A 15749-nucleotide genomic window follows, 5' to 3' on the forward strand; every position below is an offset into this window, starting at 1 on the left:
CTGCGGGGCTACTCGACCAGCATGGGCGGGGCGGCGAGGGTCTCGGTGAGGAAGTGCAGGAGCTCGCGCAGCAGCGTCTCCTTCGAGTCGGCGCGGCGGTACTCGTGGCCCTCGCCGTCCAGCTGGAGGTAGCGGACCGGGCGACCGAGCTCCTCGAGCGCCGCGACGATCTGCCGGGCCTCGCCGATCGGGACGTTGGTGTCGAGCTCGCCGTGCACGACGAGCAGCGGCACGTCGATCGCGGCGGCCGCGTTCAGCGGCGACAGCTCCTCGAGCAGCTCCGCGTCGTGCTCGGGGTGGCCGTACTTGGTGACGGCGGCGGAGGCGATCCACGGCTCGGTGTCGCGGTAGAAGGTCTGCAGGTGCGACATCCCGCAGATGTCGACGCCGGCGGCGAAGACGCCGGGCGAGAAGGCGAGCGACGCGAGCGTCAGGTAGCCGCCGTAGGAGCGGCCGGTGACGGCGATCCGCGCCGGGTCGGCGATCCCGGCGTCGACCAGGTGCGCGGCGGCGGCGAGGACGTCGTCGAAGGCGCCGCGGCGCTTCTCCACGTCGTCGGCGTGCACGAAGTCGCGGCCGAAGCCCGAGGAGCCGCGCACGTTCGGCGCGAACACGGTGATCCCCGCGGCGGCGACCGCCTGGTGCTGGGCGGAGAAGGTGGGCCGCTCCTGCGACTCCGGACCGCCGTGCAGGCTGAGCATGGCCGCACCGGGCCCGGTCGACCCGGGCGCGCGGTAGAGCCAGCCGGAGAGCGCGAGACCGTCGCGGCCCGTGAAGCGCTCGAGGGTCGGCACGATCAGCGGCGGCGCATCGAGCGTCGGCACCCCGGTGATCCGCGACCACTCGTGGCTCGCCGTGTCCAGCCGCCACAGCTCGCGGGGGCGCTCCGGGCCCTCGACGCCCAGGATCACGGCGCCGCCGTCGCGGGAGAGCACCGGCGTCGTGGCCACCAGCCCCGGCAGTCCGGCGACCGGGACCCGCTCGCCGGTGGTGGTGTCGAGCAGCTCGATCTCGCTCGAGCCCGCGACGTTCCAGACCAGCATCAGCATCCGGCCGGCGTCGTCGGCGTCCAGGCCCTCGAGCTCGGCGTCGTCGCGGGCGGCGAGGCGGCGGATCCGGCCGCGCCAGCCGTCCGGGCCGAGCGGCATCGCGACGAGCTGGCGCCGCGGCAGGTCGACGTCGGTGGCGAGGTAGGCGACCATCGGGCTCTCGGTGTCGTGCAGCGGCGACGGGCGCAGCAGCGCGACGTCCGTGGATCCGGTGCCGGAGTCGGGCAGGAGCGCGTGGTTCTCGTTGGTCAGCCGGTCGACGACCACGCAGTACTGCTGGCCGCGCTGGCCGTCGCGGACCACGACGAGGCGCTCCTCCACCGAGAGGTCCAGCACCGAGATGAGGTCGCCGTCGACGAGCGGCTTCCGCTCGCCCGTCACCGGGTCGACCAGGAACGAGCGGGTCGGCTGCTCCGGCTCGGCCGACGGGATCGTGACGACGACGTGGTGGCCGCTGCGGGTCCACGGCCCGAGCTCGGCGTGGGCGTCGCGGGAGCCGGCGATGCGGCGGGCGTCCGAGCCGTCGGGGCGGACCACCCAGACCTGGCTGCGCACCCCGCCGTCGGTCGCGACGAGGCAGGCCAGCCAGGCGGAGTCGGCGGACCAGGAGACCTCGAGCACCGGATCCTCGGTGAGGGCGATGCGGCGCGCCTCGCTCGGCTCGGCTCCGACGACGACGTCCTGCACCCAGACCTCCGGCGACCCGCCGCGATCGCTGAGGAAGGCGACGCGGGCGGCGTCCGGGGTCATCGTTGGACCCCAGCTGCCCCAGGCGTGCACGAGTCCGAGCGCGAGCTCCTCGGCAGCGGTCAGGCGGTCGGCCTGCAGCGGATCGGTGAGCGGAAGCGTCATGCCTCCATCCTCCGGCACCGCTCAGCCGACGCCGTGCTCCTGGAGCCACATCTCGAGCAGGGCGAGCTGCCAGAGCTCGTTCGAGCCCAGGCGGGTGCGGGTCGCGTTCGGGTCGGCCAGCAGCGCGTCGACTGTCGCGGGATCGAAGATCCCCCTGCGTCGCGCGGCGGGGTCGGTCAGCGCCGCCCGCACCCGCTCCAGGTAGGGCCCCTCCAGCTGGCGGATCGCGGGCACCGGGAAAGATCCCTTGGTGCGGTCGATCACCTCGTCCGGGACGATGCCGCGCACGGCCCGCTTGAGGATCCCCTTGCCGCCGTCGGCGAGCTTGAGCTCCGGCGGGATCGTGCCGACGAGCTCGACGAACTCGTGGTCGAGGAACGGCACGCGCGCCTCCAGGCCCCAGGCCATGGTCATGTTGTCGACCCGCTTCACGGGGTCGTCGACGAGCATGACCGCGGTGTCGTTGCGCAGCGCCGCGTCCACGGCCGTGTCGGCGCCGGGGCGGGCGAAGCGCTCGGCGAGGAAGGCGGTCGCCGCATCGGGGTCTCCGCGCCAGGCCGGCGCCAGCAGCGCCTGCAGCGCGGAGAAGGGGCGGTCGACGAAGACGTCCGCGTAGGCCTCGACGGCGCGCTCGCGCGGCACCCGCGCCAGGGGCGGGTACCAGTCGTAGCCGCCGAGCACCTCGTCGGCGCCCTGACCCGACTGCACGACCTTCACGTGCTGCGAGACGTCCTCGCTGAGCAGGTGGAAGGCGACGGCGTCGTGCGAGACCATCGGCTCGCTCATCGCGCCGACCGCGGCGTCGATCCCGGGCAGCAGGCGCGCGGAGTCGATCGGCAGGCGGTGGTGGTCGGTGCCGAAGCGCTCCGCGACCAGGCTGGAGTACTCGAACTCGTCGCCGGACTCGCCGCCCGCCGCGTCGAAGCCGATCGAGAAGGTCTGCAGCCCGGTCTGACCGGCCTCGGCCAGCAGCGCCACGATCAGGCTGGAGTCGATGCCGCCGGAGAGCAGCACGCCGACCGGCACGTCCGCGACCATCCGGCGCGACACGGCGGTGCGGAACGACGCGAGCAGCGCCTCCTGCCAGTCGCGCTCGGTCCAGGCGGCGCGGTCGGGATCGCGGGCGAAGACCGGCTCCCAGTAGACGCGCTCGCGGCTCGTGCCCTCGGGCTCGATCACGCGGACGGTCGCCGGCGGCAGCTTGGTGACTCCGGCGAGGATCGTGCGCGGGGCGGGCACGACCGAGTGGAAGCTCAGGTAGAGCATCAGCGCCGTGCGGTCGATCGAGGTGTCCACGCCGCCGGCCGCGAGCAGGGACTGCACGGTCGAGGCGAAGCGGATCCGCTCGCGGGTCTCGTCGAGGTAGAGCGGCTTGATGCCGAGGCGGTCGCGCGCCAGCACCACCCGGCCGGACTCGCGCTCGACGATCGCGAAGGCGAACATGCCGAGCAGGTGGTCGACGCAGTCCTCGCCCCACTGGGCGTAGGCCTTGCCGATCACCTCGGTGTCGGAGTGGGAGAAGAAGCGGTGCCCCTTCCCCTCCAGCTCGGCGCGCAGCTGGCGGTGGTTGTAAATGCAGCCGTTGAAGACGATCGTCAGGCCGAGCGCGGCGTCGACCATCGGCTGGGCGCCGGCCGCGGAGAGGTCGATGATCGCCAGCCGCCGGTGCCCGAGCGCCACGCGGCCCGCCGCCCAGAGCCCGTCGCCGTCCGGGCCGCGGTGCACGAGGCAGCCGGTCATCCGGTCGACGGCGCCGATGTCGGCGCGCGCGCCGTCGAACCGGATCTCGCCCGCGATGCCGCACATCTCAGCCTCCGACGATCCAGGTGTCCTTCGCGCCGCCGCCGCGCGAGGAGTTGACGATCATGCTGCCCTCCGCCGCGACGCGGGTGAGCGCGAGGTCGGCGAGGCGGACGTCGCCGGGACCGGTGCCGGTGACGAAGACGAAGGCGCGGAGGTCGATGTGCCGCGGCTGCAGGTCGGTGCCCGAGAAGGCGGGCAGCGAGGAGAGCCGGACCACCTCCTGAGCGACCCAGGCGCCCGGATCCGCCGCGATCTCGGCGCGCCGCTCGGCGACCCGCGCCGCGGGGGCCGACGGGCCGATCATCACGCCGCGGCCGCCGTAGCCGTCGACCGGCTTGGTGACCAGCTCGCCGACCCGCTCGAGCACGATCCGGCGCTCGGCCTCGTCCTCGGGGCGGTACGTCGGCACGGACTCGAGCAGCGGGCGCTCGTCGAGGTAGTAGCCGATCAGCTCGGGCACCGCGCAGTAGAGGGCCTTGTCGTCCGCGACGCCGTTGCCGGGCGCGTTCGCCAGGTACACGTCGCCGGCCGCCGCGACCTCGAGGATCTCGCGGCCGATCGCGCGGTCGCCGGCGAGGAGGTCGGCCAGCTCGACGTCGAGCCGCAGGTAGAGCGCGTCGACGACCGTGCCGCCGGCCAGGACGCGACCGCCCTCGACGGTGAGGTCGCCCGCCTCGAGCAGCAGGAGCCCCGCGCCCTCGGCCAGCCGGCGGTGCTCGAACCAGGCCGAGCTCGACGCTCCGCTGGAGAGCAGCCCGAGCACCGGGTCGGCGCGCTTCGTCCCGTGGGCGAGCGTCGCGCGCAGTCCGGCGAGCGCCGTCGACGCGTCGAGCAGGCCCGCGGGTCGCGGCAGATCGGGCAGCACGTCGTCGAGCAGCGCGCGGATGCCCAGGGCGTAGGCCAGGCCGCTGGGGTTCCGGAGGTTGTCCTCCAGCACCCGCCAGCCGCCGAACTCGTTGCGGACCAGGTCGAAGCCCATCACGGCACCGCGGACCGTGCCGGCGGGCAGCCGTGCCGCGTCCTCGCTCCAGCCCGGCGCGCCGCGCAGATCGCGGACCACGCCGGCCCGGACCGCCCGGCCCTCGCCGTAGACGTCCTGCAGGAAGCACTCGAGCGCGCGGGCGCGCTGCTCGAGACCGGCGGCGAGCTCGCTCCACTCGTGGGCCTGCAGCACGCGCGGGACGAGGTCGACCGGGAACGGCCGGTCCTCCTCGCCGACGCGGAAGGTGAGCCCGGCCTGCTCGACGAGCCGGTCGCGGGACTCGTGCAGGGTCTCGAGCCGCTCGGGGCCGAGGCCGCGGAAGTGCTCGAGGATCGGCTGGTAGGCGCTCTTCGCGCGGCCGCCGGTCGCGACGGCCTCGTCGCCGGCGCGGACGCGGTAGGTGCGCAGGCTCGGGGCGGGCAGGATCGGGCCGCTCGCCGGGCCGTGCGTCTCGGCGACGACGGCGTCGACCACGGCGTCGAGGGTGCCGCGCTCGGCGAGGACGGCGCGCTGGCGGTCGGCGGAGTTGCCGCGCGCGATCAGCGCCTCGGCGAGCGCGCGCACCTGCTCCAGGTCGCCGAGCTCGTCCAGGGCGGGCTGGAGGCGGGCGATCAGGCTGCGCAGCGCCTCGGCGGCGGGCACGGGCCGGGGGTGCTCGGTGTGGTCGAGCAGCGGCCCCGAGAGACCGCCGCGGGCCGCCTGCCAGGTGGCGGCGCGCTGGATCGGCGGCGGCGTGTGCCGGAACGGGCGGCCCGCCTCGATGTCGAGCTCGGCGGTGCGGACGAGGCCGCGGAAGAGCCCGGCGATCAGCACCGCGTCGTCGACGATCGGCATCGCGTCGCAGACCCGCAACTCGAGGGTCGGCGCGTGCGAGGAGGGCCGGACGTCGAAGTAGGCCATCTTCGAGTCGGCGATGACGCCGGTGGCGATCAGGTCGTCGAGGAGGCGGTCGTACTCGGCCGCGGACTCCAGCGGCCCGGTCGCGCCGGCGCTCGGCCAGCGCTGCCAGATGATCGTGCGGATGCTGGCGTAGCCGGTGTCCTGGCCGTTCCAGTAGGGGCTGCTCGCGCTGGCGGAGAGCAGCACCGGCAGGTCGCGGGCGATCCGCTGCGCGATCTGCACGGCGAGCTCGCGATCGGAGACGCCGACGTGGATCTGAGTGCCGCAGATCAGCTGCTCGTCCACGAGCATCCGGTACTGCTCCTGCATGCGGCCGTAGCGGCCGGTGCTGGTGAGCTCGAAGTCGCCGTGCTCGGAGCGCGGCGCGGTGCCGACGGCCGCGATGCCGATGCCGTCGGGTGCCGCGGCGTCGATCACCGCGCGCCGGAGCGAGATCAGCTGCTCCCGGAGCCCGTCGAGCGAGTCGACCACCGCGGTGTTCGTCTCGACCGTGGTCCGCTGCAGCTCGGCCGAGAAGCTCTCCTTCGGCAGCCGGGCGAGCACCTGGGGGGCGTGGGGGGAGAGCTGCCTCGACTCGAGATCGATGAGGTGGAGCTCCTCCTCTGCACCGAGGGTCAGTTCTGCGCGCATGCGCTCACCGTACGACTCTCATGTTTCGGGCGGCTACCGGGTCGCCCGCGAGCGGCGCGCGGGACCGGGATCAGCGGGCGGTGCGCGCGCGGATCTCGAGGTCGATCTGGGAGGCGTCGAGGGCGGCGAGCACCGAGGCGAGGACGTCGGCGTCGAAGGTGCCGTTGTCGCGGGCGTCCAGGAGGTCGGAACGCTGCGCCGCGATCACGGCGAGCCGGTGCCGCTGGGCCTGGAGGAACGCCTCGGTCCGCGGCGCGTCCGGCGCGGGCGGCGGCTCCTGGACGGCCTCGGCGCTGGTGCGCAGGAGGGCGAAGACGCGGGTGCGCTCCTCCTCGCGGGCCCTCTCCTCGGCCGCCTCGTCGACGTCCGGGGCGATGGCGCGCAGCAGCGGCCCGACCGTGCCGCCCTGCAGCAGCAGCGACAGAGCGGCCACCGCGAAGGCGATCAGCACGAGGACCGAGCGCTGCGGGGTGTCCTCGGGCAGGGTCTGCGCGGCGGCGACCGTGACGGCGCCGCGCATCCCGGCCCAGACCACGGCCGTGCCCTCGCGCCAGCCGAGCGGCGCGCGGACGAAGTACTCCATGTCGGCGAGCATCCGGGTCAGCCGGGTGGCGAAGCGCTCGAGATCGCGGGCGGTCGGCGACCGGCGCCCGCGGCTGATCCGCTTCAGGCTCTCCTCGCGGCCCTCCTCGGTGCCCATCTGCTCCTGCAGGCCCTCGACGCGCGGGCGCATCCGCTCGCGCAGCCGGCCGCGGCTCCTGAGCACGCCGAGCAGCGGGGCGACGTAGGCCGCGCGCACCAGGATCGTCAGCAGGAGCGCGCCCACCGCGATCAGCACGGCCGGGCCGACGCCGGCGTGGTCCTCCTCGACGCTCGTCACGATCGCCCGGACCTGCAGGCCCATCGTGAGGAACACCGTGCCCTCGAGCACCAGCTCGACCGTCCGCCAGTTCTGCGAGTCGGACAGGCGGTTCTGCGGCGAGAGCTCGCGCGGGGCGCGGATGCCCGTGACGACGCCGGCGACGACCGCCGCGACCAGTCCCGAGGCGCCGAGGAGCTCGGCCGGGACGGAGGCGAGGAAGGGCACGGTGAAGGACAGGATCGTGTTGACCGTCGGATCCTGGACCCGGCGGCGCACAGCCAGGTTCAACCAGCCGACCAGACCGCCGACGATCCCCGCGATCAGCACGGAGTAGCCGAACGAGCCCAGCGCGCCCCAGAACGAGAAGCTCGCCGCGGCGGCCGCGATCGCGGTGCGCAGCAGCACCAGGGCCGTCGCGTCGTTGAGCAGGCTCTCGCCGTCGAGCATCGCGACGACCCGGCGCGAGACGGAGGTGCCCTTGACGATCGAGGTCGCCACCGCGTCCGTGGGGCTGACGATCGCGCCGAGAGCGACGCCCCAGGCGAAGCCGAGATCCGGCAGGACCAGCTGGAAGAACAGGCCGAGCACGAGCGAGGTGCCGACGACCAGCAGCACCGAGAGTCCGCTGATCGCACCGAACTCGCGGCGGAAGTTCATCGCCGGCATCGACACCGCGGACGAGTAGAGCAGCGGCGGGAGCACCCCGGCCAGGATCCACTCCGGCTCGATCTCGATCGGGCCGACGACGGGCAGGAAGCTCGCGGCCACGCCGATGCCGACCAGCACGAGCGGCGAGGCGACGCCGAGGCGCGGGCCGACGACGGCGGCGCCGGCGATCACGACCAGCGCGAGGACCAGCACCACCAGGAGCGGGGTCACGCGTGCCCGGCGGCGTCGGAGGCGGGTCCGACCGCGCCGCGGCGGACGTCCTCGAAGAAGTCGGGGCGGAGCACCCGCTTCTCGATCTCGAACGCGCCGCTGCTCCAGCCGTCGCCGAGGGGGTGCTCGGGGTCCAGCAGCACGTGGCCCGGGGTGGCGCCACGACCGAGGGCGGCCGCGATCGACCGGTCGGGGTCGTAGAGCGCGTGCTCGACGAGCGGGGCGAACACCTCGTGGGCGGCGAAGTCGGCGGGGGCGCCGAGGAAGACGGGCATCAGCTCCTCGCCCTCGCGCAGGCCGTTCGGCCACCAGCGGAAGCGCTCGACCAGCTCGTGGCAGGAGATGCAGGACGGCGAGAAGAAGACGAGGTGCGTCGGCGGGTCCGCCCACTCGGCGAGGGCGATCGGCTCGCCGGCGGCGGTGAGGAAGGCGAGGTCGCCGAGGTCGCTCGGGGACACGGGTGCCGGCGCGGGCGTCGACGCGGCGGGTGCTCGCGCGGCGAGCCGGTCGCGCACCGGGACGAGCGCGAGCGCGAGCAGCACGGCGATCAGCGCCGGGACCCCGGGGACGAGCAGCTCCGCCGGTGCCGTGGCCCCGACGAGCCCGGCGAGCGCCAGCGCGAGCAGGACGGCGTTCCGCGCGACCGTGCGGCCGGTCATCCTGGCGTCGCCGAGGCCGCCGAAGCACTCGCACTCGATCGGCTCCGGGGCGCGGACCGCCCGGATCGCGACGACGAGGAAGACGACGTCGACCGCGACCGCGCAGAGCAGCGCGCCGCGATGCAGCGGTGACGGGGCGAGCAGGATCGCGAGGCCGAGCGCGATCTCGACGACGGGGAAGGCGCGGGCGAAGAGCGGGCCGGCTGAGAGGCGGGCGGGCAGACCGAGCGCGGCGAGGCTCGCACGGAACCGCTCCGTCCGCCCGAGCTTCAGCACGCCGCTGACGACGAGGACGGCACCGGCGGCGGCGCCGGCGACCGCGAGCAGGACCTCGAGCGCTGACGCGAGCATCCGTGTCCCTCCCCGCACCCGACGGTGCCCCCGCAGAGCACGCTACCGGGCGGAGGGCGCCGTCAGGAGTCGAAGCCCAGCCCGAGCGCGTCGAGGGTCCGCAGCAGCGGGTTCCGCCGACCGCCGTCGTGGTCGGCGCGGTCGAGAGACCAGCGCGTGGCCTGGATGCCGGCGGTCGCGAACGGCTCGGGCGGGAACGGCAGCGGGCGCTTGCGGACCATCTCCAGCTCGGTCCGCTCGGTCGGCTCGCCGGCCAGGAGGTCGAGGAGCACGTCGGCCGCGAAGGCGGTCGTCCCGACGCCGAGGCCGGTGTAGCCCGCGGCGTAGGCGACGCGACCGGCGAGCGCGGTGCCGTAGAAGGCGGCGAAGCGGGTGCTGGTGTCGATCACCCCGGCCCAGCGATGGCTGAAGCGCAGGCCCTCGAGCTGCGGGAAGGTGGTCAGGAAGTGCGCGGCGAGCGCGCGGTCGGTCTCCGGGCGGTCCTCGTAGGCCGAGCGGATCCGGCCGCCGGGGTGGTAGACGGCGTCGTAGCCGCCCCAGAGGATGCGGTCGTCGGCGGTGCGGCGGTAGTAGTGGAACTGGTTGGCGACGTCGCTGAGGCCCTCGCGGCCGGTCCAGCCGATCGAGGCCAGCTGGGCGGCGTCGAGCGGCTCGGTCATCAGGACGTGGTCGTAGACCGGCACGGTCATCAGCCGGGTGCGCGCGAGCAGCGAGGGGAAGGCGCTGGTGCCGAGGATCGCCTGATCCGCCGCCACGGAGCCGCCCGCGGTGCGGACGAGCACGCCGGCGCCGGCGCGCTCGAGGCCGAGCACGCGGCTGTCCTCGTGGATCTCGACGCCGAGCTCCTCCGCGACCCGCGCGAGCTCGCGGACGAGCTTGCCGGGGTGCACCAGGGCGCACTGCTCGGCGGGCGCGGCCAGGCCGGCCAGGAAGGTCGGCGAGTCGACCAGGGCGCGCACCTCGGCGGTGTCGAGGAAGCGGCCGCCCGCGACGCCGTCGCCGTCCGCGAGCGGGCCGACCTGGTACTCCTCCACCGCCACGGCGAGCGAGCCGGTGCGCTCCAAGTCGCAGTCCATGCCGTAGCGGGCGACGGTCGCCTCGATGTCGTCGAGGTTCCGCACGCCCAGCTCCTCGAGGCGGGCGGCCTCGGCGGGCCAGCGGGCGAGGCCGTTCTCGCGGCCGTGGGTGAGGCTCGACTCGACGAAGCCGCCGTTCCGACCGGAGGCGGCCCAGCCGAGCGAGCGGGCCTCGAGCAGCACCACGCGGCGGCTCGGGTCGCGCTCCTTCGCGCGCAGGGCGCTCCACAGGCCGGTGTAGCCGCCGCCGACGACCACCAGGTCGGCGCGGACGGCGCCGGCGAGGGCCGGATGCGGGGCATCGGGGTCCTCGAGCCAGAACACCCCGCGCCGCGTGCCGGCCAGGGCGGCGTCGACGACGGTGGGATCGGGGGTGGATCGTTCGAAAACCGTGCTCGTGAGGGCCATAGTGCCTCCATTACGTCAGTTCTCCCGCCGTTTCGCAACCGGATCCGTCGTTCCGGCGCAGCGCTCCCGGGCAGGTCGTCCGCCGCGGTCGTACACTGCGAGGGAAATCGGAGGGGACATGCGAGGACGCCGACCGCGCGACGGGGGACGCGACGCGGTGGCGACCCCTGCGGCCCCGACTCCGGCCGCGACTCCCCCGATCCCTGCGGCCGACGAGCAGCACGACGTCTCCCCCGGCATGCGCATCGCCGCCGCCTGGGGCTGGCGGGTGCTGGCCGTCGCGGCGCTGCTCTGGCTCATCGTGAAGCTGGTCGCGCTGGTGCCGGTCGTCGTGGTGCCGGTGCTGATCGCGATCCTGGTCACCGCACTGCTCACTCCGCTGCGGGACCGGCTCGAGCGCTGGCGGCTGCCGCGCCCGCTGGCCGTGCTCGTCTCGATCCTCGCGCTCCTGCTCGCGCTGGTCGGCCTGATCGGGCTCGTCGTCGTCCAGTCCCGCGCAGGCTTCGGCGGCGTCGGGCAGCGAGCGCTCGACGCGGTCGACGACGTGGAGGCCTGGCTGCAGGGCCCGCCGCTCGGCTTCAGCGACGTGCAGCTCGGCGACTGGGCGCAGAAGGCGATCGACTGGGCCGACACCCAGGCGTCGACCATCGCCTCCGGAGCCCTCGCCGTCGGCTCGCAGGTGGCCGAGGTGTTCGCGGGCGCGCTGCTCACCCTGTTCTCGCTGATCTTCCTGCTGCTGGACGGACGGCGGATCTGGACCTGGTTCCTCCGGCTGATGCCGCGCGCCGCGCGCCTGCCGCTCGACACGGGGGCCGCGGCCGGCTGGCGGACGCTCAGCCAGTTCGTGCGGGCGCAGCTCGGAGTCGCGGCGATCAACGCGATCGGCATCGGGATCGGCGCGCTCGCTCTGCAGCTGCCGCTGGTCGTGCCGATCGCGATCGTGGTGTTCCTCGGCTCCTTCGTGCCGTTCCTCGGCGCGATCGTGACGGGGGCGCTCGCGGCGGTCGTCGCGCTGCTGTTCAGCGGACCGGTGGCGGCGCTGATCATGATCGGCGTCGTCGTCGTCGTGCACCTGCTCGAGGGGCACGTGCTGCAGCCGCTCATCCTCGGCTCGGCCGTGAAGGTGCATCCGCTCGCCGTCGTGCTGGGTGTCGCGACCGGGCTCGAGGTGGCGGGACTGGCCGGCGCGCTGTTCGCGGTGCCGGTGATCGCGACGCTGAACTCGGCGATCACGGCCATACGGCACGATCCGGAGCAGCCCGACTCCGTGCCCCGCGATCCGGGGCGCTCCGCGTGAGCCGGCACCCCTTCGACCCGGCGGGCGTCCCCGGGTCGGCGGTCCTGCCCGCGCTCGCCTGCCCGGTCTGCGGGGCTCCGCTGGCGCCGGACGCGCTGCCGCGGCCGACCCTGCTGCGCTGCCCGCTCGGCCACAGCGCGGATCTGGCGCGCCAGGGCTACGTCTCGCTGCTGCGCGGCCGGCACGCGACCTCGGGCGACACCGCGGCGATGGTGCAGGCTCGCGACGTGCTCCTGAGCTCCGGGCACTACCGGCCGATCCAGGACACGGTCGCCGCGGCGGTGCCGGCGGACGCGCGGCTGGTCGTGGACCTCGGCTGCGGGACCGGCGCGTACCTCGCGGCGGTCCTCGAGGCGCGGCTGGAGGCGAGCGGGCTGGGGTTGGACCTGTCGGCGGCGGCGGCGCGCCGGGCTGCGCGCGCGCATCCGCGGGCCGCGGTGGCGACGGCGGACCTGTGGCAGCCGCTGCCGCTCGCCGACGGCTGTGCGGACGCGCTGCTGACCGTCTTCGCGCCGCGGAACGCGCCCGAGATGCGGCGGGTGCTGAGGGCGGGCGGCGTCGCGATCGTGGTGACGCCGCGCGAGCGGCACCTCGGCGAGATCCGCCCGGTGTTCGGGATGCTCGGCATCGACGCGGGCAAGGCGGAGCGGCTCGACGAGCAGCTGCAGGGCTTCGAGCGGGTGGCGCGCGAGGAGCTGGACTACGCGGTCGCGATGACACCCGGCGAGCTGCGGGCGGAGGTGCTGATGGGGCCGAGCGCGCACCACGTCGACGCGGCGGCGGTGGATGCGCTGCTGACGGGGCGCGACGGGACGACGGCGGTGACCGTCGCGGTGACGGTGTCGGTGTACCGCGCGGGCTAGGCGGAGCCGGAGACGCTCGCGTCGCGGGGGCGTTCCGACGGGACCGATCTCGATACGCCCGCTGCGCGGGTCACTCGATCAGCATGCAGTGCGCCCACAGCGCGTCGACGCGGGTCGGCTCATGCTGGTCGAGTAGCCCGCAGGGCGTATCGAGACCCGGCTCCTGCAGGCGTCGGGTCAGTAGCTCTCGCGATGGCGCTCCTGGTCGACGACGGCGGCGCGGTCGGAGAGGGCTCGCAGGCCCGCGAGGGGCTGGGCCATCCGGTGGTTGCCGCGGAGGACGGGCTCGGTGCGGTCGAGGAAGGCCCAGTAGCCGGCGGTGACCGGGCAGGCGTTCTCGCCCAGGCGCACCTTCGGGTTGAAGCGGCAGCCGCCGCAGTAGTCGGACATCTTGTTGATGTAGGCGCCGCCGGAGGAGTACGGCTTGGTCGCGACGATCCCGCCGTCCGCGTGCTGCGACATGCCGATCACGTTCGCGGGCATCACCCACTCCGTACCGTCGACGAAGACGTCGACGAACCAGTCGTTCAGCTCGGCCGGGTCCCAGCCGCGCTGCAGGCCCCAGTTGCCGAGCACCATCAGCCGCTGGATGTGGTGCGCCCAGCCGTGGCGGCGCACGTCGTCGAGGGTCTCGTGCAGGCAGTTCGCCTCGATGCCGGCCGGATCGAGGTCGAGCAGCTGCTGCGGCAGCGAGGCCTTCGCGCCGAGCGCGTTGCTGCGCTCGCGGTAGTCCGGGCCGAGGTGCCAGTAGAGGTGCCAGACGTAGTCGCGCCAGCCGAGGATCTGCCGGACGAAGCCCTCGACGCTCGCGAGCGGTGCGCCGCCGGAGGCGTGCTCGGCCGCGGCGGCGTCGATGACGGCGCGCGGATCGAGCAGGCCGAGGTTGAGCGGGGCGCTCAGCAGCGAGTGCGCCATCGTCCAGTCGCCGGAGAGCATCGCGTCCTCGTAGGTGCCGAAGTCGCCGAGCCGCGACGAGACGAAGTCGGCGAGCGCCGCCTCCGCCTCCGCGGGGGTCGCCGCGAACCGGCGCGGGCCGTCCTCGCCGACGAGGCGGATCGCGCCCTCGCGCTCCCAGCGGGCGAGATCGGCGCGCACCTCCTCGTCGATGTCGTCCTCCTCCGGCCACCACGGATCGGGCAGGCCGAGCCGCGAGGCGCCCTTGGGCGGCGGGTTGCGGTTGTCGTGGTCGTAGTTCCAGCGGCCGCCCTCCGGCTGGTCGCCGCGCATCAGCACCCCGGTGCGCTCGCGGCTCCAGCGGTAGAAGTCCTCCAAGAGGAGTCGCTTGCCGGACTTCGCGAGCGCCCACTCGCGGAAGTCCTCCTCCTCCGTCACGAAGCCGCGGCTGGGCAGCACGCTCATGCCCAGCCGGCGGGCGAGGCGGCGGCCGCCCCGGGTCGGCGGGTCGATCACCTCGAGGTCGTCGCGGCCCGCGAGCCCCTCGGCGAAGGTCTCGGCGCGGACGTACTCGACGCGGTCGCCGAGCTCGCGGCCGCGATGGCGCAGGGCCGACAGCAGCAGCTGCGCCTTCGCGCGGTGCATCGGCCGCCGACCGAAGGCCGAGCGGGCCTCGACGAGCAGCATCGAGCCGCCGTCGTCGAAGAGGGGGCCGAGCTGGCCGATGACGCTCCAGCGGGTGCGTGCAGTCCGTGCAGTCATGCTCGGAGGCTAGGCGGCGGCGGACGGGTCGCGACAGGAGTTGCGCTCGGGGCGGGGAACGGCGAAGCGGCCGGGACACCGATGTGCCGGTGACGCGGACCTGCTCGTGACGCGGACGTGCGCCGGATGTCAAGGTGCGCGGATGTGCAGCCGCGACGGCTTGCACCGGCGGACCGGGTGCAGGATCGTCGACTGCATCCACCCGACGCGATGAGGCGAGGAGCCCCGCCATGGCACACGACGACGAGTTCGAGACCACCACGACCACCGAGAGCGGCGGCACGACCGAGGAGACGACCCGACGCGGCCGCCACCTCGCGGACGGCGACGCGGACGGCCACGGCACGGACGGACACAGCACCGACACCTCCGACGAGGGCGAGTACACCGAGACCGACGGCGTCTCGCACACCGACGGCGAGGAGGAGGGCAGCTACGTCGACACCTCCTCGCACGCGGAGTCGAGCACCGAGAAGGGCAGCTACGTCGACACCGAGGGCTCCGGTCCCGACTCCACCGGCGAGGGCGAGTACACCGACCGCGACGAGTAGTCCGCGGGAGCGGGCCGGCCGTCAGTCCTGAACGGTCGCCCGCTCCGCCGCGATGAACACGGCGATCGCGTCGGCGCCCGGATGGTCGTCGGCGCTGATCGTCACCACCGCGTCGCCCGCGAAGACGAGCAGCTGGCCGTAGGCGCCGTGCAGACGCCAGCTCGCGCCGGGGCCGTCCCAGCCGGCGAGGGCGTAGCGCCGGTAGCCCGGGCCGGTGCCCGCGGCGACCCACCCGGAGTGCATCAGGTCGCTCCACTCGGGCGCGAGGATCCGCTCGCCCCGCCAGACGCCGCGATCGCGGAGGAGGCGGCCGATCCGGGCGGTCTCCTGCGTGCGGAGCGCCAGCCCGCTGCCGGCGACGATGCGGCCGTTCGGGCAGCGCTCCCACTCCGCGCCCTCGATCCCGAGCGGCCGCAGCAGGCGGCGGTCGACGTACTCGCCCACGTCGCCGACCCGCGTCTCCAGGAGCCGCATCGCGGTGTAGCTGCTGGCGTTGGAGTACTGGAAGACGGGCCCGGCGGACGGCCGGCGGAGGAACTCGACGGCGAGGTCCGGCCAGTCCGTCATCAGGGTCGGCGACCACGGCAGGTCGATGCCGCTCGTCATGCTGAGCAGCCGGCGCAGCGTGAGGTCGGCGACTCCCTCGCCGAGATCCGCTGAGACATCCGCGGCCAGGGATCCCAGCGGCTCGTCGAGCGAGATCAGGCCCTCGTCGACGGCCAGCCCCGCGGCCAGCACGCAGACGCCCTTGGCGACGGAGTGCACGTCCTCGCGGACGTCCGGCGTCCAGCGGTGCTCGGCCGTGTCGTCGCCGATCAGCACGTGCAGGCCGTGCGCACCGAAGCCGACGGCGTCGATGTGCTCGACGAGGCGGTCGCGGAAGATCTGCGCTGCGGTCACCGGGACAGTCTGCCCGGCGCGGGCGCTTCCT

At 74.6% G+C, this 15749-nt stretch carries 11 protein-coding genes; 3 read left to right on the plus strand and 8 right to left on the minus strand.

Translation table 11 applies throughout. From position 1 onward, the window contains the following. Positions 1–8 precede the first annotated feature (8 nt). From MT353_RS04975 to MT353_RS05000, 6 genes are all read right to left on the minus strand, one after another. Positions 9–1901 carry a S9 family peptidase gene (locus MT353_RS04975; protein ID WP_243623717.1) on the minus strand — a complete coding sequence of 631 codons (1893 nt, stop codon included), beginning with the start codon at positions 1899–1901 and terminating at the stop codon, positions 9–11. Positions 1902–1922: 21 nt separating this feature from the next. Beyond that, positions 1923–3707: an N-acetylglutaminylglutamine amidotransferase gene (locus tag MT353_RS04980; RefSeq protein WP_243600419.1), complete on the minus strand. Its 1785-nt coding sequence runs from the start codon at positions 3705–3707 to the stop codon at positions 1923–1925. A gap of 1 nt (position 3708) precedes the next feature. After that, complete coding sequence (locus tag MT353_RS04985; protein ID WP_243615904.1) at positions 3709–6216, minus strand: glutamate--cysteine ligase; 2508 nt, start codon at positions 6214–6216, stop codon at positions 3709–3711. A gap of 70 nt (positions 6217–6286) precedes the next feature. Continuing rightward, entirely contained in the window at positions 6287–7957 is a 1671-nt protein-coding gene (locus MT353_RS04990; protein WP_123444837.1) for a sodium:proton antiporter, read from the minus strand. Continuing rightward, the gene (locus tag MT353_RS04995) at positions 7954–8967 is read right to left on the minus strand and encodes a MauE/DoxX family redox-associated membrane protein (RefSeq protein ID WP_243623718.1); all 1014 of its coding nucleotides are present in this window, start codon (positions 8965–8967) and stop codon (positions 7954–7956) included. The genes MT353_RS04990 and MT353_RS04995 overlap by 4 nt, the downstream gene beginning before the upstream one ends. Positions 8968–9029: 62 nt before the next feature. Beyond that, positions 9030–10451 (minus strand): FAD-binding oxidoreductase, encoded by a 1422-nt coding sequence (locus MT353_RS05000; RefSeq protein WP_243623719.1) that lies wholly within the window; start codon positions 10449–10451, stop codon positions 9030–9032. 118 nt (positions 10452–10569) lie between these two features. On the opposite strand from MT353_RS05000, the gene MT353_RS05005 reads away from it, so the two are divergent. Further along, positions 10570–11748: an AI-2E family transporter gene (locus MT353_RS05005; RefSeq protein ID WP_243623720.1), complete on the plus strand. Its 1179-nt coding sequence runs from the start codon at positions 10570–10572 to the stop codon at positions 11746–11748. Next, complete coding sequence (locus tag MT353_RS05010) at positions 11745–12611, plus strand: methyltransferase domain-containing protein (protein ID WP_243623721.1); 867 nt, start codon at positions 11745–11747, stop codon at positions 12609–12611. Before MT353_RS05005 ends, MT353_RS05010 begins: the two co-directional genes overlap by 4 nt. Before the next feature lie 177 nt (positions 12612–12788). On the opposite strand, the gene MT353_RS05015 is transcribed toward MT353_RS05010, so the two are convergent. Continuing rightward, a complete protein-coding gene (locus MT353_RS05015) occupies positions 12789–14267 on the minus strand; it encodes a cryptochrome/photolyase family protein (RefSeq protein WP_243623722.1) in 1479 nt (492 codons plus the stop codon). A 230-nt stretch (positions 14268–14497) separates the two neighbouring features. On the opposite strand from MT353_RS05015, the gene MT353_RS05020 reads away from it, so the two are divergent. Further along, positions 14498–14818: a hypothetical protein gene (locus tag MT353_RS05020; protein ID WP_243623723.1), complete on the plus strand. Its 321-nt coding sequence runs from the start codon at positions 14498–14500 to the stop codon at positions 14816–14818. A gap of 21 nt (positions 14819–14839) precedes the next feature. Here MT353_RS05020 and MT353_RS05025 read toward each other — a convergent pair whose 3' ends face one another. After that, entirely contained in the window at positions 14840–15718 is an 879-nt protein-coding gene (locus tag MT353_RS05025; protein WP_243623724.1) for a serine hydrolase, read from the minus strand. Between the last annotated feature and the right edge of the window lie 31 nt (positions 15719–15749).

It is taken from the genome of Rathayibacter sp. VKM Ac-2927, assembly GCF_022815525.1.
Lineage (GTDB): Bacteria > Actinomycetota > Actinomycetes > Actinomycetales > Microbacteriaceae > Rathayibacter > Rathayibacter festucae.

Excerpts from the sequence above, each read along its gene's own strand:
- MT353_RS05005 (WP_243623720.1), top strand. The coding sequence starts at position 10,570 with ATGCGAGGACGCCGACCGCGCGACGGGGGACGCGACGCGGTGGCGACC.
- MT353_RS05020 (WP_243623723.1), top strand. The coding sequence starts at position 14,498 with ATGGCACACGACGACGAGTTCGAGACCACCACGACCACCGAGAGCGGC.
- MT353_RS05015 (WP_243623722.1), bottom strand. The coding sequence starts at position 14,267 with ATGACTGCACGGACTGCACGCACCCGCTGGAGCGTCATCGGCCAGCTC.
- MT353_RS04975 (WP_243623717.1), bottom strand. The coding sequence starts at position 1,901 with ATGACGCTTCCGCTCACCGATCCGCTGCAGGCCGACCGCCTGACCGCT.
- MT353_RS04985 (WP_243615904.1), bottom strand. The coding sequence starts at position 6,216 with ATGCGCGCAGAACTGACCCTCGGTGCAGAGGAGGAGCTCCACCTCATC.
- MT353_RS04980 (WP_243600419.1), bottom strand. The coding sequence starts at position 3,707 with ATGTGCGGCATCGCGGGCGAGATCCGGTTCGACGGCGCGCGCGCCGAC.
- MT353_RS05000 (WP_243623719.1), bottom strand. The coding sequence starts at position 10,451 with ATGGCCCTCACGAGCACGGTTTTCGAACGATCCACCCCCGATCCCACC.
- MT353_RS04995 (WP_243623718.1), bottom strand. The coding sequence starts at position 8,967 with ATGCTCGCGTCAGCGCTCGAGGTCCTGCTCGCGGTCGCCGGCGCCGCC.